The organism is Micromonospora sp. CMU55-4, assembly GCF_011602315.1.
GTDB lineage: Bacteria > Actinomycetota > Actinomycetes > Mycobacteriales > Micromonosporaceae > Micromonospora > Micromonospora chalcea.
Map to the genome: position 1 here is coordinate 433600 of NZ_JAAOLH010000002.1, position 26461 is coordinate 460060.

Annotated in this window: 28 protein-coding genes and 1 tRNA gene; 12 read left to right on the top strand and 17 right to left on the bottom strand. The window is 70.3% G+C overall.

The genetic code is table 11. The features are described from left to right. Positions 1–4: 4 nt before the first annotated feature. The 5 genes from HA073_RS05310 to HA073_RS05330 all read left to right on the top strand — a co-directional run bounded on the left by HA073_RS05310 (position 5) and on the right by HA073_RS05330 (position 4276). Entirely contained in the window at positions 5–994 is a 990-nt protein-coding gene (locus tag HA073_RS05310; RefSeq protein WP_166455808.1) for a UTP--glucose-1-phosphate uridylyltransferase, read from the top strand. Then, positions 991–2304: a gephyrin-like molybdotransferase Glp gene (gene glp, locus HA073_RS05315; RefSeq protein ID WP_043326858.1), complete on the top strand. Its 1314-nt coding sequence runs from the start codon at positions 991–993 to the stop codon at positions 2302–2304. The genes HA073_RS05310 and glp overlap by 4 nt, the downstream gene beginning before the upstream one ends. A gap of 108 nt (positions 2305–2412) precedes the next feature. Then, positions 2413–3054, top strand: a complete 642-nt coding sequence (locus HA073_RS05320) for a GNAT family N-acetyltransferase (protein ID WP_166455809.1) — start codon at positions 2413–2415, stop codon at positions 3052–3054. Between the two features lie 169 nt (positions 3055–3223). Continuing rightward, on the top strand, positions 3224–4006 hold the full coding sequence (locus HA073_RS05325; protein WP_176722722.1) for a hypothetical protein: 783 nt from the start codon (positions 3224–3226) through the stop codon (positions 4004–4006). A gap of 193 nt (positions 4007–4199) precedes the next feature. Continuing rightward, positions 4200–4276: transfer RNA gene (locus HA073_RS05330), tRNA-Ala, on the top strand. Positions 4277–4338: 62 nt separating this feature from the next. Here HA073_RS05330 and HA073_RS05335 read toward each other — a convergent pair. Continuing rightward, positions 4339–4932 carry a tyrosine-type recombinase/integrase gene (locus HA073_RS05335; protein ID WP_240925518.1) on the bottom strand — a complete coding sequence of 198 codons (594 nt, stop codon included), beginning with the start codon at positions 4930–4932 and terminating at the stop codon, positions 4339–4341. On the opposite strand from HA073_RS05335, the gene HA073_RS05340 reads away from it, so the two are divergent. Together HA073_RS05340 and HA073_RS05345 are read left to right on the top strand one after the other, a co-directional pair. Continuing rightward, positions 4855–5097 (top strand): UTRA domain-containing protein, encoded by a 243-nt coding sequence (locus HA073_RS05340; RefSeq protein WP_309227989.1) that lies wholly within the window; start codon positions 4855–4857, stop codon positions 5095–5097. The two genes, HA073_RS05335 and HA073_RS05340, sit on opposite strands and share 78 nt — an antisense overlap. Further along, positions 5094–5849 (top strand): glycosyltransferase, encoded by a 756-nt coding sequence (locus HA073_RS05345; protein ID WP_166455810.1) that lies wholly within the window; start codon positions 5094–5096, stop codon positions 5847–5849. Before HA073_RS05340 ends, HA073_RS05345 begins: the two co-directional genes overlap by 4 nt. A gap of 189 nt (positions 5850–6038) precedes the next feature. On the opposite strand, the gene HA073_RS05350 is transcribed toward HA073_RS05345, so the two are convergent. The 8 genes from HA073_RS05350 to HA073_RS05385 form a co-directional block, all read right to left on the bottom strand. Continuing rightward, positions 6039–7382 (bottom strand): restriction endonuclease, encoded by a 1344-nt coding sequence (locus tag HA073_RS05350; RefSeq protein WP_166455811.1) that lies wholly within the window; start codon positions 7380–7382, stop codon positions 6039–6041. 415 nt (positions 7383–7797) lie between these two features. Next, positions 7798–8406, bottom strand: a complete 609-nt coding sequence (locus HA073_RS05355) for a hypothetical protein (RefSeq protein WP_166455812.1) — start codon at positions 8404–8406, stop codon at positions 7798–7800. 910 nt (positions 8407–9316) lie between these two features. Next, positions 9317–10012 carry a proteasome protein gene (locus tag HA073_RS05360; RefSeq protein WP_166455813.1) on the bottom strand — a complete coding sequence of 232 codons (696 nt, stop codon included), beginning with the start codon at positions 10010–10012 and terminating at the stop codon, positions 9317–9319. Positions 10013–10134: 122 nt separating this feature from the next. Further along, complete coding sequence (locus tag HA073_RS05365) at positions 10135–10578, bottom strand: DUF3592 domain-containing protein (RefSeq protein ID WP_166455814.1); 444 nt, start codon at positions 10576–10578, stop codon at positions 10135–10137. Between the two features lie 36 nt (positions 10579–10614). Beyond that, entirely contained in the window at positions 10615–11415 is an 801-nt protein-coding gene (locus HA073_RS05370; protein ID WP_166455815.1) for a methyltransferase domain-containing protein, read from the bottom strand. Between the two features lie 52 nt (positions 11416–11467). Continuing rightward, positions 11468–11851, bottom strand: coding sequence for a hypothetical protein (locus HA073_RS05375; protein ID WP_181373821.1), 384 nt, complete (start codon positions 11849–11851; stop codon positions 11468–11470). Between the two features lie 33 nt (positions 11852–11884). Further along, on the bottom strand, positions 11885–13318 hold the full coding sequence (gene rox / locus HA073_RS05380; protein WP_166455816.1) for a rifampin monooxygenase: 1434 nt from the start codon (positions 13316–13318) through the stop codon (positions 11885–11887). A 72-nt stretch (positions 13319–13390) separates the two neighbouring features. Continuing rightward, positions 13391–14329, bottom strand: coding sequence for a helix-turn-helix domain-containing protein (locus tag HA073_RS05385; RefSeq protein ID WP_166455817.1), 939 nt, complete (start codon positions 14327–14329; stop codon positions 13391–13393). 93 nt (positions 14330–14422) lie between these two features. On the opposite strand from HA073_RS05385, the gene HA073_RS05390 reads away from it, so the two are divergent. Then, entirely contained in the window at positions 14423–15430 is a 1008-nt protein-coding gene (locus tag HA073_RS05390; protein ID WP_166455818.1) for a saccharopine dehydrogenase NADP-binding domain-containing protein, read from the top strand. A gap of 55 nt (positions 15431–15485) precedes the next feature. On the opposite strand, the gene HA073_RS05395 is transcribed toward HA073_RS05390, so the two are convergent. Then, positions 15486–15944: a lamin tail domain-containing protein gene (locus HA073_RS05395; RefSeq protein ID WP_051611237.1), complete on the bottom strand. Its 459-nt coding sequence runs from the start codon at positions 15942–15944 to the stop codon at positions 15486–15488. A gap of 289 nt (positions 15945–16233) precedes the next feature. On the opposite strand from HA073_RS05395, the gene HA073_RS05400 reads away from it, so the two are divergent. Then, the gene (locus HA073_RS05400) at positions 16234–18339 is read left to right on the top strand and encodes a cellulase family glycosylhydrolase (RefSeq protein WP_166455819.1); all 2106 of its coding nucleotides are present in this window, start codon (positions 16234–16236) and stop codon (positions 18337–18339) included. Positions 18340–18449: 110 nt separating this feature from the next. Beyond that, positions 18450–19319 carry an alpha/beta fold hydrolase gene (locus HA073_RS05405; RefSeq protein ID WP_064447601.1) on the top strand — a complete coding sequence of 290 codons (870 nt, stop codon included), beginning with the start codon at positions 18450–18452 and terminating at the stop codon, positions 19317–19319. Positions 19320–19325: 6 nt separating this feature from the next. Here the strand turns inward: HA073_RS05405 and HA073_RS05410 are convergent, their stop codons facing one another. Continuing rightward, positions 19326–19790, bottom strand: coding sequence for a hypothetical protein (locus HA073_RS05410; RefSeq protein WP_166455820.1), 465 nt, complete (start codon positions 19788–19790; stop codon positions 19326–19328). Between the two features lie 181 nt (positions 19791–19971). Here HA073_RS05410 and HA073_RS05415 point away from each other — a divergent pair, with 181 nt between their 5' ends. Further along, positions 19972–20349: a hypothetical protein gene (locus HA073_RS05415; protein WP_166455821.1), complete on the top strand. Its 378-nt coding sequence runs from the start codon at positions 19972–19974 to the stop codon at positions 20347–20349. A 236-nt stretch (positions 20350–20585) separates the two neighbouring features. Here HA073_RS05415 and HA073_RS05420 read toward each other — a convergent pair whose 3' ends face one another. The 4 genes from HA073_RS05420 to HA073_RS05435 all read right to left on the bottom strand — a co-directional run bounded on the left by HA073_RS05420 (position 20586) and on the right by HA073_RS05435 (position 23707). Next, entirely contained in the window at positions 20586–20777 is a 192-nt protein-coding gene (locus HA073_RS05420) for a hypothetical protein (protein WP_043326835.1), read from the bottom strand. Between the two features lie 117 nt (positions 20778–20894). After that, positions 20895–21614, bottom strand: coding sequence for a VOC family protein (locus tag HA073_RS05425; protein ID WP_166455822.1), 720 nt, complete (start codon positions 21612–21614; stop codon positions 20895–20897). A 128-nt stretch (positions 21615–21742) separates the two neighbouring features. Continuing rightward, positions 21743–22975: a hypothetical protein gene (locus HA073_RS05430; RefSeq protein WP_166455823.1), complete on the bottom strand. Its 1233-nt coding sequence runs from the start codon at positions 22973–22975 to the stop codon at positions 21743–21745. Positions 22976–23050: 75 nt separating this feature from the next. Further along, on the bottom strand, positions 23051–23707 hold the full coding sequence (locus tag HA073_RS05435) for a 4'-phosphopantetheinyl transferase (protein ID WP_043326831.1): 657 nt from the start codon (positions 23705–23707) through the stop codon (positions 23051–23053). A gap of 130 nt (positions 23708–23837) precedes the next feature. Between HA073_RS05435 and HA073_RS05440 the strand changes: the two genes are divergently transcribed. Further along, positions 23838–24107 carry a hypothetical protein gene (locus tag HA073_RS05440; protein WP_043326829.1) on the top strand — a complete coding sequence of 90 codons (270 nt, stop codon included), beginning with the start codon at positions 23838–23840 and terminating at the stop codon, positions 24105–24107. 51 nt (positions 24108–24158) lie between these two features. Here the strand turns inward: HA073_RS05440 and HA073_RS05445 are convergent, their stop codons facing one another. Together HA073_RS05445 and HA073_RS05450 are read right to left on the bottom strand one after the other, a co-directional pair. Beyond that, a complete protein-coding gene (locus tag HA073_RS05445; RefSeq protein ID WP_043326828.1) occupies positions 24159–24932 on the bottom strand; it encodes a hypothetical protein in 774 nt (257 codons plus the stop codon). Between the two features lie 2 nt (positions 24933–24934). Continuing rightward, positions 24935–26230: a VWA domain-containing protein gene (locus HA073_RS05450; protein WP_043326826.1), complete on the bottom strand. Its 1296-nt coding sequence runs from the start codon at positions 26228–26230 to the stop codon at positions 24935–24937. Positions 26231–26461: the final 231 nt, after the last annotated feature.

A 26461-nucleotide genomic window follows, 5' to 3' on the forward strand; every position in this document is an offset into this window, starting at 1 on the left:
CGACATGTCGGAGCACTCAGCGAACCCCTCAGCGACCCGCGGTCGCTCCCGCGCGGTCAAGGCCGTGATCCCGGCCGCCGGCCTGGCCACCCGGTTCCTGCCGGCCACCAAGGCGGTTCCCAAGGAACTGCTGCCGGTCGTCGACCGGCCGGTGCTGCAGTACATCGTCGAGGAGGCCGCGCAGGCCGGCATCGACGACATCCTGCTGATCACCGGTCGCGGCAAGACCTCGATGGTCGACCACTTCGACCGCCGGCCCGACCTGGAGGAACGGCTCGCCAAGAAGCCCGAGCTGCTGGCCGAGGTCAAGCGCACCGAGGAACTCGCAGCGATCTACACGGTCCGCCAGCCGGAGCAGCTCGGCCTCGGCCACGCCGTCGGGTACGCCGAGTCGCACGTCGGCGACGCGCCCTTCGCGGTGCTGCTCGGCGACGAGTTCGTCAAGCCGTCCGAGCCGCTGCTGCCGGCCATGCTGGAGCTCCAGGCCCGCACCGGTGGCGTGGTGCTCGCCTTCTTCGAGGTCGACCCGGCCGAGACCAGCCGTTACGGCATCGCGTCGGTCGAGCCCGCCGAGTCGGAGTACGGCGACATCGCCGAGGTCGTCAAGGTCACCGGCATGGTGGAGAAGCCCAGTCCGTCCGACGCGCCCAGCAACCTGGCGGTCCTCGGGCGGTACGTGCTCCCGGGGAAGATCTTCGACGCGATCCGGCGTACCGACCCGGGCAGCGGCGGCGAGATCCAGCTGACCGACGCGATGGAGCTGCTGCGTACCGAGGGGGTGCCGGTGCACGCCATCGTCTACCGGGGCACCCGCTACGACACCGGCATGCCGCTGGGCTATCTGCAGACCGTGGTGCAGATCGCGGCCGAGCGGGAGGACCTGGGCGCCGAGTTCCGCAAGTGGCTGGCCGAGTTCGTCAACAACGGCGACGAGACGGTCACCGCGGCGATCCTCAACGGCATGCGTGACGTGTCCGGCGGTGCCGATACATGACCGCGACGGCCGACGCCGAGGCGGCCGCGAACGAGTTGACGCCGCTCGCCGACTACCTGGGCAGTGTGCTGCGCAGGTTACGCGCGCTGCCTCCACTCGACCTCGACCTGACCCAGGCGTACGGCAACGTGCTCGCCGAGGACGTGGTCGCCCCGCACTCGTACCCCGCCTTCGACCAGGCGGCGGTGGACGGGTACGCCGCGCGCTGGGAGGACATCTCCGGTGGGAGTCGGGGGCCGGGCTACGTCCCGGCCCCCTCCGGTATGCCCGGCGGCCGCAGCATCCGGCTCAACGTCGTCGGTGACCTGGGCGCGGCGAGCTGGCGGCCGGTTCGGCTCACCCCCGGATCGTGCTTCTCGGTCGCAGCGGGCGCGCCGCTGCCGATCGGCGCCGACGTGGTCGTCCCGGTGGAGTGGACCGACCAGGGCATGGCCGCCGTCGAGATCTTCCGCGCCCCCAAACGGGGGTACGGGCTGCGCCGCGCCGGGGAGGAACTGGTCGCCGGCACACTGCTCGCCCGCGCCGGCGCGTACGTCTCACCGGCGCTGGTGGCGGTGTTCGCCGCCACCGGCATCGGGCACGTCGTGGTGCGGCCCAGTCCGCGCGTGGTCATCGTGGCCACCGGCGACGAACTGGTCGACGTGGGCCGGGGCAGCCAGCCCGGGCAGGTGGTCGACACCAACTCGCACGCGCTCACCGCTGCGGCGGCCGAGGCGGGCGGGCTCGCGTACCGGGTGGGGATCTGCGACGACGACCCGGAGGCGCTGCGCGGCCTGCTGGACGACCAGACGCTGCGGGCCGACCTGATCATCACCACCGGCGGCACCGGTACCGGCCCGGGCGACATGGTGCGCCGCATCCTGTCCCGCCGCGAGGGCGGCCGGGCCGGGCCGGTCACCTTCACAGAGGTGGCCCTCTATCCGGGAACGGCTCTCGGGTTCGGTACGGTCGGCGCCGAGGAGGTGCCGGTGGTGTGTCTTCCCGGTGAGCCCGGCGCGGCGCTGATCGGCTTCGAGGTGCTGGCCCGCCCGGCGATCCAGCTGCTGGCCGGCGCCGAGCCGGTGTTCCGGCCGAGCGTCCGCGCGCACCTGCTGGAGACGGTCTCGTCCCCGGTGGGGCTGCGCGAGTTCCGGCCCGCGCACGTGGCCGAGCGGCGTGGCGGCGGGTACACGGTGCAGCCGCTCGCCGGTGGCCCGTACACGCTCTCCGGCCTGTCCGACGCGAACGGTCTGCTGGTGCTGGGCGAGCGGGTCACCACCGCCGCCGCGGGGTCCACCGTCGACGTGCTCCTGCTGGACCGGCGCCGGTGAGCGCGAGGAGTGAGCTTGCGAGCCCCGCAGTCGCGAGCGAAGGGCAAGCTCGGTGAGCGCGAGGAGTGAGCTTGCGAGCCCCGCAGTCGCGAGCGAAAGGCCGGCTCGGTGAGGTTCTGGCGGGCTCCGGGGTGGCCGGCGGTGCTCGTGGACGGCCCGGTGGTGCTGCGGCCGTACCGGCGATCGGACGCCGGCGCCTGGTCGGAGATCCGGCGCGCGAACCGCGAGTGGCTGGCGCCGTGGGAGTCGCACGTGCCCGGCGGCTGGTACGAGACCAACTCGCCGGCGGCGTTCCGGCTGGTCCACGCGGACCAGCGCAAGTCCGCGCGCAGCGGTGAGGGCATGCCGTTCGCGGTGTGCCTGCGTGAGGACGGCAGCGAGCGGCTGGTCGGCCACGTCAACATCGGCAGCATCGTGCGGCGGGCGTTCTGTTCCGGGTACGTGGGCTACTGGGTGGACTCCCGGGTGGCCGGCCGGGGCGTGATCCCGACCGCTGTCGCGCTCGCCGTGGACCACGCCTTCGGTCCCGGTGGCCTGCACCGGATCGAGGTGAACATCCGGCCGGAGAACATGCCGTCCCGCCGGGTGGTGGAGAAGCTCGGCTTCCGCGAGGAGGCCTATCACGTGCGCTACATGCACATCGACGGCGCGTGGCGCGACCACATCGGATACGCGATGACCGGCGAGGAAGTCGCCGCCGAGGGCGGCTTGCTGGCGCGGTGGCACCGCGTACGTGACAACCGCCGCTGACGCGCCCGCACGGCGCGGCGCACTGTGAACTGGGTCGACGGCCCGTAACCTCAAGTAACTGCAAGCTGCGGCAAGCGCTGCCCGCCCGCATGAAGTGCGCCGTAAACGACGGTCGACGGAACAAGTTGCGGCGGGCGGCGCTCGCCGGAGAACTTTGGTGACGGGAGGGGTGAGGGTGCCCACGTCGGTGCTCCTCGCCGTCCTCGCCGCCGCCGGTCTGCTCGCCCTCGCTCCGGCGCTGGTCCGCCGGTACGACGCCACCGAGCGGCTGGTGGCGGAGCGGGCGCAGTCGACGGCGCGGGTGCTCCAGCGCCAGCGTCGACGGCGCACCGTGCCCGGGCGACGGCCGCTGCACCCGCCGCGCTCCCTCGTGGTGACCCTCAGTGAAGACTCCGACACGGGTAGTCTCGCCCGCCCGGTCTCCGCGCCACCGCTGCGCCGCCGTTCCGGCCGGCTCCGGCCCGTCTCCGCCGTCCCGGCCCAGTCCCGCCGACGGAACTCGCCCCGGCGGCGGCACACCCCGGCGATCTACCGCCGGCGCCGGGTGCTCGCCGCGCTGCTGCTGCTCAACCTGGTGGAACTGGGCGGCGTGGTACTTGTCGGACCCGGGTTCTGGATCAGCGTCTCGGTCACCGGCACGCTGCTCGTTGCGTACGTCGTACACCTGCGGCAGCGTGCCCTCGCCGAACGTCGGCGGCGGCGCGCGGACGCCCGGGAGGCGGCCTGGCTGGCCGCCCGCCAGGCCGAGGTGCGCCGCGAGCAGGCCCGGCGCGCGGCGGCCCGGCGGGAGGCGCAGCGCCGGCTGGCCGCCCAGCGCGAGGCGGTCCGGCGTACGGCGATGGGGCTGGACCGTCCCGCGGACCTGCCGCCCGCGGCGAGCGGCGGCTCGGTGTCCTACCGGCGGGCGGGTGGCCTGCGCGGACGCCCCTACCAGTCCGGCCGAGGCGCCTGACGCCCTCGCCCGGCGCGGCCCTCGTCGCCCGCGGCGGGCGATCTTGGAAGAAATGGGTCGCTCTGGGAGCCGCTTTCTTCCAAGATCTACGTGGGCGGTGGGGCGGTTCGCGTCGTGGGGGCGCTACCTGTTAGCCTTGTCGCCGGCCCACCCGGTGAAAGCTGGGTGGGACCGACGCCGGTTCGCCGGCGGAGGGGCTGTGGCGCAGACCGGTAGCGCACCTCGTTCGCATCGAGGGGGTCAGGGGTTCAAATCCCCTCAGCTCCACCAGTAACACCGTTGACCAGGGGAAACCCTGCTAGCAAGATCAGCGGGCACAGATCCGGCACAACTCAGCGAGAATCCGGGGCCTTCGGGCCCCGATTTCGTTTGGCGCGCGCCTCGCGCAGCGCGCCGCTGATGATGTTGCGGCGGCGGTCCTTCTTCGGCCACCAGTGGACGTAGGTCTCCAGCGTGATCCGCAGGCTGGAATGCCGCAGCGCGTTCTGCACGTCCGTGGGGTCGGCACCCGAGGTGATGAGGCGGGTGGCGAAGTAGTGCCGCAGCGAGTGGAAGGTGCCCTCATCGGGCCAGCCAGCCGCCTTGCACCATCCCCGCCACATCTTGGACCAGCGCTGGTCATGAATCGGCCGGCCCAGCTCGTCGGTGAACAGCAGCGGGACCGAACGGCGCTTGGGCTCCCTGCCCGGGTCGGGAGTGCCAGCGGTGACGTCCGGCAGCTCGACCAGGGCGGGCGGGTAGGTACGGACGTGCTGGGCGAAGACGGCCGCGACGTGGTCGTCCAGGTCCACATCACCGACGGAACCGGCCTTCGGCGGAGCGAGGTAGAAGCCACCGTAGGCGACCTTGTGGAACCGCAGTTGCTGCAGGTCGGCATCGAAGTCGACCGAATCATTGATGAGATCACCGCTCGGCCACCTAGTCATGAGGAAGCCGAGGTGCTAAAGCTCCCTCCGGGAGTCTCCGTGCTCATCCTTCGTAAGATCTCCGTCGACACCAGTGACACTGTTGTCGAAGTTTCGAACGTCGTCCTACCTGGCGACCGCACCGAATTCGTTTACACGACGAAGCTGGCACGGTGGTCAGAGTGAATCACCGGATCTCTATCATTACCCCCGTCCATGCACCGAGCATCCGATACCTCTCCGACGCCTACGAGTCCTTGCGAAGCCAGGAGTTGCCCGAGGGGTGGGAGTGGGAGTGGCTAGTGCAGGAGGACGGTCGAAGCGGTGACGTCACGTCAGCCCTACCGGCCGACCCGCGAGTTATCGGCGGAAGCGGCAAAGCCGGTGGCCCGGCAGTAGCCCGCAACATGGCGATGGCCCGCAGTCGTGGCGTACTGCTGCGCGTCCTGGACGCCGATGACCAACTTACGCCAGGTGCACTCACCCGAGAGATTAAGACAATGCGCGCTCACCCCGAGGTTGGCTGGACGACCTCCAGCGTGCTCGACCTAATGCCGGACGGCTCAAAGGTCGGATGGGAACATGCCGATCCGACAGCCGGCAAGGTCCAGCGGTCCGACGTCCTGTCGTACTTCAAGAACAACAATTATCGGCTACCCGTGCACCCTGCAACGCTGTGTATCCGCCGAGAGTTAGCCTTTGCCCTGGGGGGCTGGATGGCTTTGCCCGGTGGCGAGGATACCGGGCTACTTCTTGCTGCGTCGGTCGTATCTGATGGCTACTTCATCGCAGAACCAGGGCTGCTTTACCGGAAACACCCCGACCAGATAACCGCACAAGCCGACTGGACCGCGTCCACCGATTGGCGGGTACGCATGCAGTTCATTGAGTCCCGGACGGAGGCGCTACAAGCGCTCTCACCCTTGCGCGAAATCTGACGCGCCTAGGCATCCGCGCCCAGTCGCCTCGATGGTTGGATCTTTCGCCATCGATCCGTCTCGTGGCGCGATGACCATGCAGTCTGTTGGTCTACCTTCACTCCATTGGTGAATGGCGGACCCGATGTCGGACGCATCACCCTTACGGCCATCAATCAGTAAGGATCGCGGCTGCCACCCCTCGGCGTCTCAAGAGCTCTGTTGGATATCCGCGCGGGGATTTCTACGGAGGCGCTTATGAGGCCGACGAGTTCTACCCATATCCATCAGCAACTTCACAGCTAGAAGTTCTCCGATTCCGAATGGTGCTCGCTGGCGTCGATTGACGCCGACCTTGCAGAGGGCCCACTCTCTCAGCTTGCGCGCCAGAACCAGTAGTTCAATGACGGTGATGAAGAGACCAAGCTGCCCCCTTTCTGCATAGCCTGCAAACTGACCTGGAGGCAGGTCTTCGTCTCCATCGAGTACAACAGGGTCTGTCAAGATTTCCTGCCAACCCGGCCACATTTGCCCTTTTCGGCGGGATGCAACTGCACGTACTAGGCGCAGCGCGTCTTTCCCTAGTATCTGCACGAAACCGAGAAGGTAGACAAGCCAGATGCCCCCGATAAAGAGAAGCGACGGCATGAAGTTTATGCCAGGCATTGTGAGGATGAATGCGCCCCCAGCGGATATTAACAGAATTCCGAAAAGAAAGAACCCCCCTGTAAGAATCTTAAATCTGATTGAGATTGGTTGGCGCGCCGATAGTGGCATTCTGAACGGCGCCTTATAAAGGGTGCGCAGAGCGGTAAAGTTCGCCGCTCGAAGGTTGCCATCCCCTTCAAGTTCGAAGAGCGCAACACGATGCGCCGGGTCAGAGGCCCAATCCTCTGCCGGTTTGGTATATCCGCTTCTAGCGAAGAAAAATGGCCTCTGTCCGAGCTTGGTCAACCCGGCAAGTCTTTGCACCTCGCTGATGCCAACCCGCTTGGTGTGCCACAGCTTGACTTGAGCCACAGCCCCCCTAGCGGCCACATCAATCCCGCCGTCTTGGCCGGTTGGCGTTACTTCGGCATCCTTGTAACCGAACCGCCTTAGCCAGGCCGCCGCCATCTTCTCGGCCTCGCGGTAATCACTTAGGGCTGATCCGCAAGTTTCTGGCGGCGACACTGCATGCGTCTCTAGGACTCGCGGAAGAACCACTTCATCCTCAAACTTGTAATCAACCGGAATGAACATGCATGCTGCGTGCACGGCGACCTGGGCGATTCCGTTAACCCCGAAGAAGATCGCTAGTGATAGTTGTCCATTGTTGGCGTATCCGTAAAACAATATTGCTGCCCAGCAGATGGCGAGTAGCCATGCCAGCGCCCAGCCCTTAGTCGCGGTATCTCCTCCCAATCTAATTCGGGCCGACATTCGAGCAGCTAGTATTGGAAAAAGTGGAAACAGGATGACGATGAAAAGTCGGTCCAGGAATGATGCCTCTGCTACTCCAGGCATCCAGTAAACGCCGACTCCCGCGACTACTGTAAAGACCGAAGACAACACGGCTCCTAGTCTGCGCCTAGAGCGATGCTTGTTCGCGTAGGTCTGCGCCCACTGACGCCTGGCCTCATAGATCCTCGCTGCTGGAGATGTCGATTCCTGCGCCGACTGGGTGGTGGCTCGCGGAGCTGGGTTTGTCATCCCTCCATCATGGAGCCAAGCTGCGACATTTTTCTGTGAGAACTTTCTGTACGGGATCAAGGCGGCCCGCTTCGCAGGCCGCTCGCGCCGCCGAACCTGGGCCGGGCCGATGGCCCGCCGCCGCGCCTCTGGCCTTCGGCCGCCAGCGCGTCGGTGACAGCCCGCCGGCGGCGCTACATACGAAGAAGCCCCGGGCCGCCAGAGAGGCTGGCAGGATCCGGGGCACCTTCGAGGGACGTCACTATAAGGCGAGTCCAGCCTGGATGTCGGTCGCAACCTAGAGATCTGAGGGCTCCGGGAGATCCAGCTTCGCGAGAGAATCATGTATTGCCTGTAGCCGCCCGCTCCCATCCCGAGAGAGTCGGCTAAGCATGAGGTGGTAAACGTCCTGGTCGAGTTCCCTGATGCACGTAATCGCGTCGAAAAGCATCGTGCCGCTTAATTCCAGAAGTTCCTCCTCCAGCCAGCCTGCTTCATCGAATAGCGCCCGATGATGCATCGCCACCAGCATGGCTCCAATCCAGGCGCCGTCGCTGTTCGGCTTGGGGTGGAGGGCCGCGAGATAGTCGGCCACCGCTTTTACCGCGGGAATCGTGACCTGCTCGATGTAAGCAGCATTGGCCAAGACGTTGTTCGCGGCGCGGGTCTGGGCGACAGCCTGCCCTAGAAGGACGATGCATGCGAGTGCGACAGCCGAGACCACCCATAGCTTGCCGTTGAGTGGCGCTAGAACACTCATGAAAAACAGAGGCGGTACAATAGCCAGCCTCAGTTCAGCCTCAGCTTTTAGGCGGTCGTAGTCCTGATACAGCACCGGGGCGGTGACAGCCAGGTGGGGGCCAGCGTAGCGGAGAGATGTTATAGCCCAGTCCAGGGGATACGTCATAGCTGCATTTCCTGGCACTCCCGCGCGCGACAAGGTGTTGATGGTGGCGCCGCTGACCAGCGTTCTGGCGGTAACGTCATGCGGTCGGTACTTGCTGTTGAGCAGTTGTAGCAAGTTAGGCTTTAGAGTCTTGGAGTCTGCGCTCGGGCGGCCATCTATCCACCTGTGCGCAGAGTTTCCAACCGCTAGGATGATCCTAATCGAGATCGTCGATAGAACAATCCCAAGCAAATAAGCGCCGGCGAGGGTGATCGGTGCGATTAAACTTGTGGGCCAAGATTTGGCAAGCTTCGTGATTGCGGCAGTCTGCTCACTCTGGCGAAGTAGTCCATCGGCCCTCGGAGCTATGGCTAGGACTAGAACACCAAGCCATAGTAATCCGGACGACAGCGGCGTCCGAAGATCTCTTAAGCCAGGTAAGAGCGACGCCAGAATCCCCACCCGGCTGATACTACAGCCATCGATCGCGAGCCAAATTCCCCTGCGCCTCCGGCGGGGCCTCGGGTGCTCTGGGATGGTGGCGCCATCCCGACAACCTTCGTCCGGGCAAGCCGAGGGGGTGGGGCCTGCCCGGTCAAGGTCGTTCAGACGGTGGGGTGCTCCACCTTGACCGCGCAGGCCCCACCCCCTCCACCGAGGTGCGGACGAAGGTCGACGGGATGGCTAGAGGGCACAGCCGGGTGGAGCGGGCCGAAGATCATCGGGCACAGATCCGGCACAACTGAGACTGACAAGCCGTGTCAAACATCGGAAGGACTTGGCGACGGTTGCGCAGGTCGCGCCGCAGAAGTGCCCGACTCGCGATGATCTCTCCCCGCAGAAGGTGTAAGGGGTTCAAATCCCCTCAGCTCCACCCAGTTCAAAGGCCGTTTCCCGTGAAGGGAGACGGCCTTTTTCGAACCCGCTCGCGTCAGTCGAACAGCTGGTCAAGCGCTTTCTGTTCGAGGTCACGCCAGCGCTGGACGTCCTTCAGCGCCTTGGCGATCTCCTTCTCGTCGAGATGGTGGGCGCCTTCCTCCCGGATGCACGCGACGCTGAACGGCCGGCCGACCGACGGCGAGGTCTGCTCCAGCGCCTCCAGCACCCGCACCACGCCCACCACGCCGTACTCGACGGTGCGCTTGGTCATCCGGAAGTGGGACAGCAGCGCGCCGGCCTGCTGGGCCATCGGGGCGCCGGAGCCGATGGCGTGGAAGCCCACGTCCTCGTAGCGGCCGATGAGCCCGTTCGGGTTGATCTCCACGATCCACGGCCCGCCCTGGCTGAAGCCGGCCGCGAGCAGGTACGCCGACACCCCGCCGCCGGAGCCCTCGCCGGGCACGTCCGGGATGTAGTTCTCGTAGTGCTTCTTGAAGACGGGCAGGACGCGCTCCTGCAGCTCGCCGCCGATGTCCGGCGCTTCGAGGATGGCGGTGGCCGAGTCCTGGAGGAGGGGGCGCAGGTCGTTCAGCACTCCGCGCGCGCCGCTGCCGCCCCAGGCGGCGCAGTCGCCGAGCGGGTGCAGCTTCTGCGCGGGGAAGCTCAGACCGCGGTCGCTCTCGGTGATCTGGGAGTCCGCGCCGATCACCACCCCGTCGCTGCAGACAACGGCGAGTACGACGGTCATGGGGTCCTCCTGTGCAGGGGTGCGGGGTTGGGGCGCGAGGTACCCGGCATCCCGCCTGCCTACACCCGGCAGGGACGTCCGTGTGGCGGCTGACACCGGCCACAAGCCGGCGGTGCCCAGAATCAGACTGGGCGGTCTCGGTGAAGGCGCCACCCGGCAAACCCAGCGCCCGACAGCAGGGCGGTGGCGGCCACGAGGTTGAATACCGCGACGCGCTGCGCGCCGTGGTTCTCGGCGTCCTCCACCCCCGGCGCGAGGTCGTCGGGGTTGTATCGGATGCGTACTCGATCGCCCTCGTCGAGCTCGGGGCTGCAGCTCGTGCACTCCGCGCTCAGGGGGTCGCCGCTACGAGGTGTGAACTCCACGGTGACCTTGCTGGCGCGTCCATGACGGTCGACGTCGACGACTGTGGCGTCTGTGGTGAGGCCGCGGTTCGCGAGGCCAATCGCGGTCGTGCCGTTATAGAAGGCGGCGCAGCACATGAAGGCGGAAGAAGCGGTGAGGATGATCAACGCGCCAATCAGCTTGCGTTGTCGCGGGTGAAGTTGTTCCCAACTTTCGTCCACGTCGCGATGCTAAGCACCGACGTCAACGGTGATGCGCTACGGCGACGGCTCGTGGAAGTAGACGGTGGCCGCGGTGAGGAAGAACGTGACCGCGTACGTGAACCGGCCTGCCTCGACCGCCTCGTCGAACTGCTCCTCGAACGCGCGAGCTTCGGCGGGGTCGAGTACGCCGCGCTGAGCCGCCGTACCGGCCCAGCTGCGCAGGCCGAGAACGTTGTCGGCGGCGTTCGGGTTCCGAACCAGCAGCGTTCGGGGCTCGACGGTGACCTCGGCCAAGCCGAGCATGGTGAGGATGCCGGCGTGCTGGTGAGCCAGGGTGCCGTTGCGGAGCATGACGTCGGCCCGGAATCTCAGCACGCGCCGGGCCAGATCCTGGTCGGCGATGTCGAGTACCTGCGTGTCGTAGTCGGGGTCGGCGAGAACGATCCGGCCACCCGGGCGGACGACTCTGGCGAGTTCCCTGATCGCGGCGCGGGGATCGGCGAGGTGCTGCACGGTGCGGTCGGCCCAGGCACCGTCGATCGAGTCGTCGAGGAACGGCAGCTGATGCGCGTCGGCGACGGCGCACCGGGTCAGGCCGCGGCCTCGCATGGCCAGAGCCATGGTCAGGGAACGATCCACCGTCAGCACGGTGACGTCCTGGTCGTCCCGCAGGCGGACCGCGCTCGCCCCGGTGCCCGCACCGACGTCGAGGTAGCGCCGGCCGTGCGACGGGCGGAGCAACTCGCGTACCCGCTGCTGGTATGCCTGGTAGAAGGGCTCGCCGCTCAGGCGGTCGAGCACGCCCACCCACGATTTCGGGTCCGGCTGCCGGTCGACATCGGTGAATCCGTGCACGGACTGGAGCCTATTTCGCCGCTGTCGGTTGAACCCGCAGCGCCGACGCGCGTCAGCGGGGCCGCTTGTCCTCGACGTGGACGACGGTCAGCTCATGGCCGTCTCGATCTCGCTTGTGGCGCCCGTACAGACCGACAGCAAGGTCGCTGTCGTCCGAGACCTCGTCCGGGCCGACGTAGGTCAACACGTCGTGGTGATGGCCGTAGACCGCCCAGCCGGGGCCGGGATCGAGCGTGACGGTACCGAAGTCCGCGGACGGCGAGCCGACGTGGACGGGGCCGTACTCGCGCAGGATCTCGACGGCCTGTGCGGCGAGGTCGACGCCCGGCGCGGGGTCCGGCAGGACGACGCACGTGCCGTGCGCGAACACGACCCAGGACTTGCCGTCTCCCAGGATGATGCGACGCCAGGTGTCGGCCAGGTTGTCGTCGGACATGGAGCTGATCATTGCCGAGTTCGTGTGCCGTCGCTACCCGCGAACCGTCCCGCCGCCGAACCATCTGGTCAGCGCGCCCTCCAACGTCCGCTGGTCGTCGCCCACCCAGACCACGTGACCGTCCGGCCGCAGCAGCGCCGCCGGCACGTCCAGCTCGTCGCCGGTGCCGGCGACGTGCCCGACCCGGTCGGCCCAGCCGTCCACCGACAGCTTCCCGGTCCCGTCCAGCAACAACCCGCCGCCGGTACGCATCAGCTCGTACAGGCGTCCCTGCGGCAGCGGTACGTCGCGCAGCCGCCGTCCGAGCAGAGGATGACCCTCGCCGACGTCGTACCTGATGCTGATCGCGGTGACCTTCTCGATCAGGTAGCGGTTGACCTCGTCGAAGTCCATGAGCTGCGTCAGCACCTGTCGTACCGCCTGCGGTCCGGGCTCGTTCGTGGTCAGCAGCATCTGCGCGCGCGTGTTCGTCAGCACGTCGGCGGCCACCGGGCGCCGCTCGGACTCGTAGGTGTCGAGCAGGTCGTCCGGCGCCCACCCGTTCACCTCCGCCGCCAGCTTCCAGCCCAGGTTGAACGCGTCCTGGATGCCGAGGTTGAGCCCCTGCCCGCCCAGCGGCGGGTGGACGTGCGCGGCGTCGCCGGCCAGGAACACCCGCCCGACCCGGTAGTGCTCGGCCAGGCGGGTCGCGTCGCCGAAGCGGGACAGCCAGCGGGGCGAGTGCACGCCGAAGTCGGTGCCCGCGTACGCGGTCAGTTGCCGTTTGAAGTCGTCGAGCGTCGGCGGTGCCGAGGTCACGTCGGCCGCCGGCACGACCACCCGGAACACGCCGGGCGTGCCCGACGGGCCGAGCCCGAACCGCTTCTCGGTGCGGCGTACCTCGGTCATGATCGCGGTGATCTCGTCCGGGGAGGCGGTCACCTCCATCTCGCCGAGCAGCGTGTCGACTGTCGACGGCTCGCCGGGGAATCCGACGCCGAGCAGCTTGCGGACGGTGCTGCGCCCACCGTCGCAGCCGACGACGAACCGCGCCCGCAGCGACGGCGCGCTCGCGGAGTCGAGGTGGACGGTCACGCCGTCGTCGTCCTGCTCCAGCCCGGTCACCGCACTGCCGCGCCGGATTTCGGCCCCGACCTCGGCCGCGTGGTCGGCGAGTAGCCGGTCGGTGAGCGTCTGCGGGATGCCGAGCACGTACGGGTGGGCGGTGTCCAGGTCGGCGGGGGCGGGCTTGTCGATGCCGGCGAAGAAGCCCCGGATCGGGTGCTTGCCGCCGTTGTCGAGGAACCGTTCCAGCAGCCCTCGCTGGTCCATCACCTCGATGCTGCGGACGTGCAGTCCGAGCGAGCGCACGTACGGCGGCGGTTCGGGGTCCCGCTCCAGCACGAGCACGCCGACGCCCTGGAGGCGCAGCTCGCTCGCCAGCATCATGCCGGTCGGCCCGCCGCCGACCACGATCACGTCGAACACAGCTTCCCCCGTGCCGATTGTCAGGCGACCGTCCCCTCGGGCGGCACGATCCGACCATAGCCGTTGTGCCGGTCAGCCTCGGCGGAACGTCCGGCGGTAGGTGTCCGGCGGCACGCCAACTGTGCGGTGGAAGTGCCGGCGCAGCGTCGTCGCCGTACCCATGCCTGACGCCTCCGCGACGGCGTCGATGCTGTCGTCGGTGTTCTCCAGCAGTTCCTGCGCCCGCCGGATGCGCTGGGTGGCCAGCCACTGCGACGGTGTGGCGCCGGTCGCGGCGGTGAAGTGCCGGACCAGGTTGCGGGTGCTCATGTTCGCCTGGCGGGCCAGGTCGGCGACGGTGAGCGGGCGGTCCAGCCGCGCCATCGCCCATGGGAGCAGCGCGGCGAGCGGGTGGTCCTCGCGGGCCGGGACCGGGGTGGTGACGTACTGGGCCTGGCCGCCGGCGCGGTGCGGCGGCACGACCAGGCGGCGGGCGACCGCGTTGGCGACTGTGGAGCCGTGGTCGCGGCGGATCAAGTGCAGGCAGAGGTCGATGGCGGCGGCCTTGCCGGCGGAGGCGAGCACGGTGCCGTTGTCCACGTAGAGCACGTCCGGGTCGACCAGCACGCGCGGGTAGCGGGCGGCGAGCGCCTCGGTGTGCGCCCAGTGGGTGGTGGCGCGCAGCCCGTCGAGGATGCCGGCGGCGGCGAGCACGAACGCGCCGGTGCAGAGGGAAACCATCCGGGCGCCCGCGGCGTGGGCGGCGCGGACCGCGTCGACCAGGTCGGACGGCGGGTCGGCGTCGGTGTCCTCGATCGCCGGGACGATCACCGTGTCGGCGCGGGCCAGGTGGTCCAGTCCGTGGTCGGGCGTGATGGCGAACCGGCCGACGCCGACCGGGCCGGGGCCGCAGACCACCAGGTCGTACCAGGGGTCGGCCAGCCCGGTCGGGTCACGGACGAAGATCTCGCAGGCCGCGGCCAGCTCGAAGTGCAGCATCCCGTCGGTGGCGGCGAGCGCGATGGTGGCCATGTCCGAAACTGTACGGGCATTGGCGTTTGCGACACTGGCCCGCCCCGGCCAGCCCGGCGAGGATCACTTCAGTCGATCTTTTGAGGGGGCGTCATGCGGGTGGCGGTGTTCGGGGCGTACGGGCACACCGGGCGGTTCGTGGCGGCGGAGCTGCGCGAGCGGGGGTACGAGCCGCTGCCGCTCGGGCGCGACGCCGGGAAGCTGGCGGCCGCGTTCCCGGAGGGGGAGCACCGGGTGGCGTCGGTGGACGATCCGGGCTCGCTGGACCAGGCGCTGGCCGGGGCGGCGGCGGTGGTCAACTGCGCCGGGCCGTTCGCCTCGACCGCGGGCCCGCTGATCGAGGCCGCGCTACGGGCCGGGATTCCCTACGTCGACGTGGCGGCCGAGATCGAGGCGAACCGGGACACGTTCGCGCACTACGCCGAGCGTGCCGAGGCGGCCGGTGCCGCGGTGGTGCCCGCGATGGCGTTCTTCGGCGGACTCGGTGACCTGCTGGTCACCGCCGCGATGGGGGACTGGACGGCGGCCGACGAGGCGCACGTCGCGTACGGGCTGAGCAGCTGGCACCCGACGGCCGGGACGGTCGCCTCCGGCGTCGTGTCGCGCGAGCGCCGCGACGGCCGGCGGGTCCGCTTCACCGGCGGGCGACTGGTGTACGCCGACGGCGACCTGCCCCGGCTGGACTGGGAGTTCCCGGCGCCGCTGGGCGTGCGGCCGGTGCTCGGCGAGTTCACCATGGCCGACGTGGTGACCGTGCCGAGTCACCTGGACATCCCGGAGGTGTGCACGTACATGACCGCCGACGCGGCCCGCGACCTGGCGGCGGGGGACGCTCCGGCCGCTGTGGACGAGCGTGGCCGGTCCGCGCAGACGTTCACCGTCGACGTGGTCGTGCGTGCCGGTGACGTCCGGCGGCGGGTGGTCGCGCACGGGCGGGACATCTACGCGATCAGCGCGCCGCTCGCGGTCGAGGCGGTGCACCGTTTGCTCACCGGGCGTACCCGGGCCAAGGGTGTCGCCTCGGCCGGCCGGATCTTCGACGCGCCGGACTTCCTGCGCGCGCTGTCGGACCACCTCACCGTGCGGTCGCTCGCGGCGTGACGGACGGAGACGGCCGGCCCCCCGGATCGGGTGGGCCGGCCGTTTCGCGGCGTGGTCAGCAGCTGGTGTAGCCGCGTCCGCCCTTGCCCCAGCTGCAGCTGTCGACCAGGCTGCCGGAGGGGTTGCGCAGGTAGGCGGTGTCGCCGTCGTTGTTCCAGACGTACGCGGCGCGGCCCCAGTAGCGGTGGGTGCCCTTGTTGGTGCCCTTGCCGGTGTGGATGACGATGCTGTTCCCGGCGGCCACCTTGAAGTCGCCGGTGAACGAGTAGACGTGGCCGGCCTTGTCGCGCACGTAGTAGCCCTTGAGGTTCTGGACCGTCTTGCGCTTGTTGGTCAGCTGGACGTACTCGGCGTTCAGGCTCGCGTTCGAGCGGGTGTCCTTGCCGGGGGAGTCGTAGTACACCTTGGTGATCATGAAAGGCGGCGTGGCGGCCTGGGCCGGAGCGGCGGCGGCGAACGTGCCGGCGAGGGCGATGGTGATCGCCGACGCGATGCCGAGAAGCCTTCTGCGCACGATGTCCCCTTGAGGTCAGAGCGGTGTTGGCGGGCGAGAGCGTAGCGAGGATTCCCGGCCGAAATTGTTCCCACGAGGCGTGTCCGGCGGGTTTCGGACCGGCTGGCGGGTCCGGTGTGGCCGGTCGTCGAACCGGCCCGGTCGGTGGGGTGAGGCCGGGACGCCGGAACGGTTACGCATCCACATGCGCCGATTGACAATGTTTGGAATCCAAACTTATTCTCGCGCTGGGCGGGTGCGCGCCCCGCCCTCCCCGTCCACGCGCCCACCCCACCACGAAGGAACCACCATGTTCCGCTCTTTCCGTACCGCCCGATTGCGGGTCGGCCTGGTCGCGGCGACCGCCGCCACACTCGTGGCCGGCACCGCACTGCTGGCGACGAACGCCCAGGCGGCGGCCGGCTGCCGCGTCACCTACACCACCGCCAGCCAGTGGCCCGGCGGCTTCACCGCGAACGTCGACGTGACGAACCTGGGTGACCCGGTAAACGGCTGGACCCTGCGCTGGACGTTCCCGTCCGGCCAGCGGGTCACCCAGGCGTGGAGCGCCACGGTCACCTCCTCCGGCGCCGACGTCACCGCCACGAACGTCGGTTACAACGGCGCGATCGCCACGAACGGCACCGTCTCGTTCGGCTTCAACGGCTCCTGGACCGGCGCGAACACCGCGCCCACCGCGTTCACGCTCAACGGCGTGGCCTGCACCGGCGGCGTCGGCGGAACCACCCCGCCGCCGACCACCACGCCCCCGCCGACCACGCCGCCCCCGACCACGCCGCCGCCCACCACCCCGCCGCCCGCCGGCAACGCGATGGCCGCCGTCGCCGCCATGCAACCCGGCTGGAACCTCGGCAACTCCTTCGACGCGGTCGGCGCGGACGAGACCGCCTGGGGCAACCCGCGGGTCACCGAGGCGCTGCTGGACAACGTCCGCGCGCAGGGCTTCAACAGCATCCGCATCCCGGTGACCTGGAGCAACCACCACGGCGCCGCGCCGAACTACACGATCGACTCCGCCTGGCTCAACCGGGTACGCGAGGTGGTCGGCTGGGCGCTCGCCGACGGCTTCTACGTGGTGCTCAACATCCACCACGACTCGTGGCAGTGGATCAACACGATGCCCACCGACCGCACAGGCGTGCTGAACCGCTACAACGCGCTCTGGACCCAGATCGCCGCCGCGTTCAAGGACTCCTCGCCGAAGCTCACCTTCGAGAGCGTCAACGAGCCCCAGTTCACCGGCAGCTCCGGCGACGCGCAGAACGCCACGCTGCTCAACGAGCTGAACACGTCGTTCCACCGCATCGTCCGCCAGTCCGGCGGAAACAACGCCACCCGGCTGCTCGTCCTGCCGACCCTGCACACCTCCGCCGAGCAGGCCCGGGTGGACGAGCTGGTCAGCACGTTCAACACGCTCAACGACCCGAACCTGATCGCCACCGTGCACTTCTACGGGTACTGGCCGTTCAGCGTGAACGTCGCCGGCGGCACCAAGTTCGACGCGACGGTCCAGCAGGACCTGACCGACCAGTTCGACCGCGTCTACAACGCCTTCGTCACCCGCAACATCCCGGTGATCATCGGCGAGTACGGCCTGCTCGGCTTCGACCGGCACACCGGCACCATCGAGCAGGGCGAGAAGCTGAAGTTCTTCGAGTTCCTCGGCCACTACGCGCGCAGCCGCAAGCTGACCACCCAGCTCTGGGACAACGGCCAGCACTTCGACCGCACGTCGTTCGTGTGGAAGGACCCCGAGCTGTTCGCGCAGATCAAGTCGAGCTGGACCACCCGCTCCGGCACCGCGTCCAGCGACCAGGTGTACGTGCCGCGCACCGGCACGATCACCGCCAAGAGCCTGACGCTCAACCTGAACGGCACCACGTTCCAGGGGCTGCGCCAGGGCACCACCGACCTGGTCAACGGCACCGACTACACGGTCTCCGGCAGCACGCTGACGCTCACCGCGTCGGCGCTCACCCGGCTGGTCGGCTCCCGCGCGTACGGCGTGAACGCCAACCTCCAGGCACGCTTCTCCGCGGGCGTGCCGTGGCGGATCAGCATCATCACGTACGACCCGCCGGTGCTCTCCAACGCGACCGGCACCACCGCCGCGTTCACGCTCCCGGCGCAGTTCCGCGGCGACCAGCTCGCCACCATGGAGGCCCAGTACGCGGACGGCAGCAACGCCGGCCCGCACAACTGGACCTCGTACAAGGAGTTCGACGTGACGTTCGCGCCGAACTACACCGGCAACACGATCGCGCTGAAGCCGGAGTTCTTCGCCGAGGTCAACGACGGTCAGCGGGTCACCCTGACGTTCCACTTCTGGAGCGGCACGAAGCTGACCTACTACGTGACGAAGTCCGGCAGCACCGTCACCGGCACGGTGAGCTGACGGCGACGGCACGGCTCGCGGCGGTGGGCGTCGACACCGCCGCGAGCCGGTCCCGGCGGAGTTCCCCGCCGGACCGATGAGTTCCCGGGCCGGCGACGGTCGACAGAGGCATGAACACGCTTACTCTGCAGACGCCCGAGGTCGACCTCGTCTACGACATTCGCACGCCGAGCGCCGCCGACGCCGGACACCGCCCGCTGTTCATGATCGGCCAGCCCATGTGCGCCGACGGCTTCGCCACGCTGGCCTCGTACTTCCCGGACCGGACCGTCGTCACGTACGACCCGCGCGGGCTCGGGCGCAGCGTCCGCAAGGACGGCCGCGGCGACGACGTGCCCGAGGTCCAGGCCCGGGACGTACGCGACATCATCGACGCCCTCGGCACGGGACCGGTGGACATGTTCGCCAGCAGCGGCGGCGCGGTGACCGCGCTCGCCCTGGTGGCCGCGTACCCGGACGCGGTGGCCACGCTCGTGGCGCACGAGCCGCCGCTGGTGCAGGTGCTTCCCGACGCCGAGGCCGCCCGGCGGGCCATGGCCGCCTGCCAGGAGGCGTACCAGAAGAGCGGCTGGGGCGCGGGTATGGCGGCGTTCATCGCCATGACGTCGTGGCGGGGCGAGTTCACCGACGAGTACTTCGCCCAGCCGCTGCCCGACCCCGCCGCGTTCGGCATGCCGACCGAGGACGACGGCAGCCGGGACGACCCGCTGCTCTCCGACCGCGCCGCGGCGGTCACCCGCTTCCGGCCGGACGTGGACGCGCTGCGCGCAGCGCGTACCCGGGTCGTCGTCGCGGTGGGCGAGGAGTCGGCGGACACCTTCACCGGACGCACGTCGGTGGCCGCGGCCGAGCTGCTCGGCGGCAAGGCCGCGGTCTTTCCCAGCCACCACGGCGGATTCCTGGGTGAGGAGATGGGCCACGCCGGGCAGCCGGAGGCGTTCGCGCGCCGGCTGCGGGAGATCCTCGACGGCGCCGCCTGACCGGACTCAGGCGCGGCGCACGTCGGTGACCATGACCGGGTAGGGGCCGGCCGGCATGTCGGCCCCCGCCTGGTCGGCGGGAACCACGTTCTCCATCCGCAGCCGCAGGGTGGCCGGGTCGGCGGTGTCCACCGTGATCCGCCACTCCCATCCGTCGCCGTACCCGGCGCTCAGCTCGACCGCCGCCGCGCCGCCCGCCGTGCCGGTCAGCGTCATCGGCGTCGGCTGCTGGTGCCACGAGTCGCCCCACCAGGCGACGAGCGAGCCCGGCTGCTCGCCGGCGGCGATCACCAGCAGACCGTCCTGCGGCCCGTCGCCCGGATGGCCCCACGAGTACGACACGGTGGTCAGGTGGCCACCGGCGGCGGTCGCGACAATGGCGGTGGCCGGCGACTCGGCGAGCGGATCGGCGGGCATCAGACGGAAACCGCTGGTGCCGGCCCAGGACCCGGTGACGTCAGTGAGAACCATCGCCCCAGGATAGGAACCACCCCCGACACCGCCCGCCCACGCGGATCACGCGGCGCGCCACCGGGCCCGGTCCTCGCCGGCCTTGCGCGTGCACCGCATCAGCGTGCCCTTGGCGGTACGGCCGGTCGCGCCGACCGGCGAGCAGAAAGCGCCAGGGTGGACGGCGCCCTGGACGGTGCCGGTGGACGGCTTGGTGGTCCGGGGCGCGCTCGTGGTCCGCTTCGGTGTCGGCTTGGGCGTGGTCCGCTTCGGCTTCGGCCGGGGCGCCGGACGCGCGGTCGCGGTCTGCGGCGACGGCTCGGCGGCCCGCGTCGTCGGCGGAGCGGACGGCGAGTCGGTCGGTGCGGCGACGTTCGAGGGCGAGCCGGACGAGTGGGCGGCAGGGGGCGGATCGGCGCTGCGCGCGGTCGCGGTCGAGGCGGCGCTGATCGACGCGGGCTTCTCGTCCGTCGCGCCGCCGACGGCGGCGATCCCGCCGCCGCAGCAGCACAGCACCAGCACGCCGCCGGACACGAGCACGGCTTTCGTGCCGCCGGAAAGCCGGCGCCACCAGGACTGATTCGGTATCGGCCATGATCTCTGCGGTGATGGCTTGGTCACGCGACTCAGTCTGCTTGCGTCATCAATGATTGCGATTGGTCAACTGGCGCGTTTCGCATCGACGCTCGGCGACCCGTGCCGCCGATCCGTCGAGACACACAAGCCGATCATCGTGGATGACCGGACGCCGAGAGATCTTGGAAGATTTCGGCCCCTATGGCAGCCGTTTGCTTCCAAGATCTGCGGTACGGGGAGCTAGGCGGTGAAGTTGTCGTCGGCGTCGCGGGCGTCCTCCTGGATGTGCTCGCCGGGGCGCTTGCCGCGGATCTCGTCCAGTTCCCGCACCCGGTCGGCCTCGGCGTGTTCGTCCTGGTTCAGGTCACCCAGGCGGGCCCGGGCCGGACCGGCCAGGTTCTCCAGGTCGTTGTTCGCCCGTTCGACGCTCATGCCGCCTCCCCGGATCGTCGCGTGGCGGCCCTCGCCGCCTGCCACGTCGCGTCCCCGCTGACCCGCACGGCAAACCGCCGCCACCGGATCGGCGTCAGCCCGCATCCGGCCGGCCGGTCATGCGGTCGGCAGGGCCGTGAGCAGCTCCTCGGCGTGCCGCAGCGTGTCGGCCAGCCGGACGCGCGACTCGTCGTCCAGTGGGACCGACCGGGCCTGCCGTACCCGTTCCCGGGCGGCCTCCGGCTCCCCGAGTTGCAGCGCCATCTCGGCCCGGTAGACCAGCGCCTCCACCAGGACGGCGGGGTCGTCGGCCGCGTCGGGCCGGGCCAGCGCGCCGTCGAGGATGCGCGCGGCCTGACCGGCGTCGCCGCGCGAGTCGCCCTGCACCACGGCGTTGCGCAGCGTGCGGGCGAGCCCGCCCCGGTCGTCGTCGGCGTCCGGCGTCGAGGCCCGGGCCACGAACCGGATCCAGTTGCCGCCCGGGTCGACGATGCTGAACCCGGAATGCCCGTCCTGGTTGCGGCGGGGCCGGGGCCGGGTCATCCGGGGTACACCGGCGACCAGCACCTTGCCGTACGTGGCGCGCATGCCGTCGGCGAAGGCGCGGTGCAGGACGGTCAGGTCGTCGACCACCACCAGGCAGGAGCCGTACGAGTCGGCGGGGTCGAACCCGGCCATCCCGAAGAAGTGCAGGTTGAGGTCCTCCCGGCGCAGGGCCAGGTACGGGTTGGGGCGCTCCTGCCGGTGCGTCACCTCGAATCCGAGCGCCTGGTAGAAGGGCGCCACGTCGTCAAGTGAGCGGCAGGGCAGCAGCGGGATGGTCGTCTCGTTCGCCATGCTCCGAGCCTGGCCACCGGGAGCGCCCACGCGCACATGGAAAGGCCCGAACGGCCGACGGGCATTGTCCGAACGGGCACCGGGGCCGGTCCGAGACGGACCGGCCCCGGTGCGGGGTCAGGCGCGGGTCAGGGCTTCCAGGACCCGGCGGTACGGAAGCGGTGCTTGTACTCGACGACGCCGTTCTGGTCCTTGACGTCGAAGATGAGCTGACCGCTGCGCTTGGAGCCGGCGGGCAGGTTGTTGCCCGAGGTCATCAGCTTGCCGCACCCCGAGAAGGCGCCACCGATGCCGTTCTCCTCGGTGCCGTCCTCGGCCACCCAGGAGAAGTAGAACGGGTTGATCGAACCGGTGCCCTTGGTGATCTCGGCGGTCACGTCGGCGATCAGGAACATGCCCTTCTTCGGGCCGGGCATGATCTCGTTGCAGGCGGAGTTCCGGGTCCGGAAGTTGCCGACGGTGATCTCGATGGTGCCGTCGGTGTCGTTGACGATCAGCTTGTCGCCGGCCGGCATGTTGAAGGTCTTGTCGTCGGTGGTGCCCGGCTGCGGCGTGCCGGTGGGGCCGCCGGTCGGGGTCTGCTCGTCCGGGACGCCGTAGGTGACGCCCGGCGTGGGCAGCGAGTCAACCGCCTCCTGGGCCTTGTTCACGCCGCTGTAGACGGCGAAGATGCCGCCACCGCAGCAGAGCAGCAGCAGGAGCGCCGCGACGATGCCGATCGTGATCCAGACGTTCTTGTTCGACTTCTTGGCCGGCGGTCCGAACGGCGCTCCCGGCTGATACGGCGCGCCGGCGGGCGGGTACGGCTGCCCACCGCCCGGCGGCGGGTAGCCCCCCGGCTGCTGGTACGCGGCGCCCGGCTGCTGGTACTCACTGCCCGGGGGCGGGTACGCGGCGCCCGGCTGCTGGTACTCACTGCCCGGGGGCGGGTACGCCGCGCCCGGCTGCTGGTACTCACTGCCCGGGGGCGGGTACGCCGCGCCCGGGGGCTGATACTCACTGCCGGGCGGCGGGTACGGCGCGCCCGAGGTCGGCGGCGCCGGCGGGAACGCCTGGGTGGGAGCGGGCGGCGGGTACTGCTCACCCGGCCCCGGCTGCGGCGGGTACGGCGCCCCGGAGGCCGGCGGATACGGCGCTCCCGACACCGGCGGCTGCGGCGGCCCCGACACCGGCGGCTGCGGCGTGCCCGGAGGCGGCGGGAAGGGCGCGCCCGAGATCGGGGCCGTCGGCGCGTCCGGGGCGGGCGGCGGCTCGTAGGGGTCGCTCGGCGGCATCGGCGCGGTGGGGAACGCCTGCGTCGGCGGTTCCGGCGGCTGCTGGTTCGGGTCCGGTGACCCGGACGGAGGCTGAGGGTGGCTCACCGTACTCCTTGGGGCGCCTTCGGGATTTCAGTCGGAACGACGGTACAAGCCGGGGTCAACCCGGCCGACAGGGCGTCATCGATGTGGCAGGACGGCGGCGGTGCGGACCAGATCGTCGTCCACCGCGAACCGTCCGGTCACGCGCGACGGCGGGTCGGCCACCGGAGCGGCGGCGAGCCGGGCCGGCTCGATCTCGGCGTGGAACGTGCCCGCCTGCGGGTCGAGCGTGACGCGCGCGTCGGCGAAGCCCAGCCAGGTCCCGACGAGCGGGTGCCAGACCTTGTAGACGGTCTCCTTGGCGCTGAACAACACGGTCGGCCAGGGCATCCCGGCCGGCAGCCGGGCCAGGTCCGCCTCCTCGTCGGGGCGGCACACCTTCCGCCGTACCCCGGGGGAGAGCGGGCGGTGCCGCTCGGCGTCGATGCCGACGGCGCGCACGTCGGCGGCGCGGGCGGCAGCGGCCGCGCAGTAGTCCCGGGTGTGGGTGATCGCGCCGACCACGCCGGGCGGCCAGACCGGGGCCCGGTCCGCGCCGGCCGGCACCGGCGTGCCGGTCAGGCCGAGCGTGGCGAGTGCCCGGCGGGCGCAGACCCGGCCGGCGGTGAAGTCGCGGCGGCGGTGGAGCACCGCGCGCTCGCCCAGGGCGGCTCGTTCGGCCGGGAGCAGCTCGCCGGACCAGTCGGCCGGACCGGCCACCGACACGGCGACCACGGCCGGCAGCAGATCACGCACGTGCGACGGATGACGGAGGCACGCGGTGAACGTACCGTAACGCTGGGGCCGTGCGGTGGCGCTGAAGGTGTGTTGCGGGGAGGCAACCGGCCCATCACGACCACGATTCCGAACAGGGAAGGAGCGGCGGATGACGCGTGGCGCGGAGGCACCGGGGAGGCGGGACGGCGAGCACGTGCCGGTGACCCCCGACTGGACCTGCGGCTCGTGCGGTGACGAATGGCCCTGCGCCACGAAACGTCACCACCTGCTGAGCGAGTACCAGGTGGATCGGGCGTCGTTGAGCGTCTATCTCGGCTCCTGCCTGGCCGCGGCCACGCAGGATCTGCGCTCCGTGCCGGTCACCGCGCTCCAGGACCGGTTCATCGGCTGGGTGCCGCGCGGCTCGAGGACGATCTGAGCTCCCGGTGGCCGTCGTGTCGGGTTCACGACGGCCACCGGGAGTGGTCCTTCAGCCGCGGCGGGGCCGCCGGGTGAGCGCGAAGCCCACCACGCCGGCCACGGCGGCGAGCACGCCGCCCACGCCGGTCCACACCCAGCGCGAGCCCGCGTCGGGGAGCCAGCCGGTCAGGTCGGTCTCCTCCTCGGCCACCGGCTCGGGGGTCGGCTCGGCGGCCAGCACCGTGCCGGCCCTGGTGTTCGGCACCAGCGGCGCGGCCAGCTCGCCGTCGTCGCCGGACGCGCCGCCCTCGTCGGTGGCGCCGACGAGCATCTCCACCTCGACCGGCAGGCCGAGGTCGGGCTCGGGCAGGTCGGTGACGGAGAGCCGGACGTAGTAGGTGCCGGGCAGCGGGTCGCCCGACCACGGCTCGGCCCACGGCCGTACCCGGCGCAGCGTGCAGCCGAGCGCCACGCTCGTGGCCGCCGCGTCCGCTGTCGGCGTCTGCGCGCCGGCCGTGCACGCCTGCCGGCGGCGCAGCCCGTCGAAGACGTCGACGGTCCAGGTGGACGCGCCGGTGCGTCGCTTCGGGAACGTGACGGTGGCGGTGATCTCGTGCACCTGCCCGGCGTCGGCCCGGAACGACCAGTACAGGTGGTCGCCGGTCGACGCGCCCACCTGCACCGGCTGCCCGGCGGTGACGGTGGTGGCGGTGAGGAACGAGGTGCCGGCCTTGGTCACAGTGGTCGCGCCCGGTGACGGACTGGGCGCGGCCAGGGCCGCCGCCGGGGTGAGCGCGAGACCGACGGCGGTGGTCGCCGCCGCGGCGCGGATCAGCGTACGCATGCTCAGTTCACCCTCCACGTGTGCACCCACCAGCGGGTGAGCAGTCCGGCGACCAGCCCGGTGAGCAGTCCGGCCAGCGTGAGCAGGAGCAGCAGCACCCAGCCGCGGCCGAGGTCCGGCCCGTCCGGGGCGGGGGAGGCGGCGACCACGTCGACCGTGAGCTCCACCGGCATACCCGGCTGGGTCTGCGTGCCGGGCTTGGCCGCGAAGGAGTTGCTGACCACCAGGCAGACGGTTCGCACGGCCTGCTCCGCGCCGGGACTCGGCTCCGGGCTCGGGCCGTCGTCGTCCTCCTCCTCGGCGGCCGACCAGCGCAGTCCGGCGGAGACCACGTCGGTGCGCCCGCTTCCGGCGTCGACGCCGCGGACCAGTTCCCGCCCGTCCGGCGCGGTGGCGCGCAGCAGCACGCCATAGTCCGGGTTGACCGGCCGGTCCAGCGCGACGCTCACCGAGGCGCGCAGCTCCTGGCCGGGCCGCACCGGCACCCGGTACCAACGGTGCTCGGAGAACGCCTCCCGGTCGCTGTAGACGCCGGGGGCGAGCAGCGGCGCGCCCTGGCACGCCGCGCCGCCGCCGACCACCGCCGGGGTGGCCGTGTACGTGTCCCGGGCCCGGTCGACGAGCTGCTTGATCCGGCCGGTCAGCTCGTCGGCGCTCTGCGCCGCCGTGTAGGTGCCGCCGGTCGCGCCGGCGATGCAGAGCAACTGCTTGCGTACCTTCTCGTCCGGGGCGAGGCCGAGCGTGTCCACGACGAGCCGGGTGCCCTGGGCGGCCAGCTCGCGCGCCACCTCGCACGGGTCGGGCGGGGCGCAGGTGTCCTCACCGTCGGTGATCAGCACGATCCGGCGGGCGGTGCTGCCGGTGCCCAGGTCCTGCGCGGCGGAGCGCAGCGCCAGCCCGACCGGTGTGAAACCGGTCGGTCGCAGCCCGGCGACGGCGGCCTTGGCCTGGGTACGGTCCACCGGGCCGACCGGCACGATCTGCTGGGTGTCCAGGCAGCCCTGCTTCTTGTCCTTGCCCTGGTAGGTGGCGCCGAGCACCCGGATGCCGAGCTGTGTCTCGTCCGGCAGGGCGTCGACCACCTCGTTGAACGCCTGCTGCGCGACGGAGATCCGGCTGCGCCCGTCGATGTCCCGGGCCCGCATCGAGCCACTGACGTCGAGGACCAGCTCCACCTTGGGTGGCTCGGCGACGGGCTCGGAGGTCTCGTCGTCGGCCCCGGCGGGGCTCGGTCCGATCAGCGCGGCGGCCGTCAGCAGTCCGAAGAGGACAATCGTCGATCGTCTCTTGTTGATCACCGGGCGAAGTGTAGTGAGATCCACTTTGGAAGATCATCCGGGTCCGGCGTCCCTCCGCTCCTGCCTGGCGCCGGAGATCGAACCCGTTATGTTCCCGCAGGATGACCCACTGTTAGATGCCGGAGGTGAACCTTTCGGCAGTGGCGTGCCCGTCGCAAATCTGACCGGCCCGCACCCGTTGTGCCCGTGCCGGAGTGTGGTTAAGCTCTGTCTTGCGCGCCCCAATCGCCC

Coding starts and splice junctions, on each gene's coding strand:
- HA073_RS05310 (WP_166455808.1), top strand. CDS start 5: ATGTCGGAGCACTCAGCGAACCCCTCAGCGACCCGCGGTCGCTCCCGC.
- glp (WP_043326858.1), top strand. CDS start 991: ATGACCGCGACGGCCGACGCCGAGGCGGCCGCGAACGAGTTGACGCCG.
- HA073_RS05335 (WP_240925518.1), bottom strand. CDS start 4,932: ATGACTAGGTGGCCGAGCGGTGATCTCATCAATGATTCGGTCGACTTC.
- HA073_RS05355 (WP_166455812.1), bottom strand. CDS start 8,406: ATGACGTATCCCCTGGACTGGGCTATAACATCTCTCCGCTACGCTGGC.
- HA073_RS05360 (WP_166455813.1), bottom strand. CDS start 10,012: ATGACCGTCGTACTCGCCGTTGTCTGCAGCGACGGGGTGGTGATCGGC.
- HA073_RS05375 (WP_181373821.1), bottom strand. CDS start 11,851: ATGTCCGACGACAACCTGGCCGACACCTGGCGTCGCATCATCCTGGGA.
- HA073_RS05385 (WP_166455817.1), bottom strand. CDS start 14,329: ATGGCCACCATCGCGCTCGCCGCCACCGACGGGATGCTGCACTTCGAG.
- HA073_RS05390 (WP_166455818.1), top strand. CDS start 14,423: ATGCGGGTGGCGGTGTTCGGGGCGTACGGGCACACCGGGCGGTTCGTG.
- HA073_RS05400 (WP_166455819.1), top strand. CDS start 16,234: ATGTTCCGCTCTTTCCGTACCGCCCGATTGCGGGTCGGCCTGGTCGCG.
- HA073_RS05405 (WP_064447601.1), top strand. CDS start 18,450: ATGAACACGCTTACTCTGCAGACGCCCGAGGTCGACCTCGTCTACGAC.
- HA073_RS05410 (WP_166455820.1), bottom strand. CDS start 19,790: ATGGTTCTCACTGACGTCACCGGGTCCTGGGCCGGCACCAGCGGTTTC.
- HA073_RS05420 (WP_043326835.1), bottom strand. CDS start 20,777: ATGAGCGTCGAACGGGCGAACAACGACCTGGAGAACCTGGCCGGTCCG.
- HA073_RS05425 (WP_166455822.1), bottom strand. CDS start 21,614: ATGGCGAACGAGACGACCATCCCGCTGCTGCCCTGCCGCTCACTTGAC.
- HA073_RS05440 (WP_043326829.1), top strand. CDS start 23,838: ATGACGCGTGGCGCGGAGGCACCGGGGAGGCGGGACGGCGAGCACGTG.
- HA073_RS05445 (WP_043326828.1), bottom strand. CDS start 24,932: ATGCGTACGCTGATCCGCGCCGCGGCGGCGACCACCGCCGTCGGTCTC.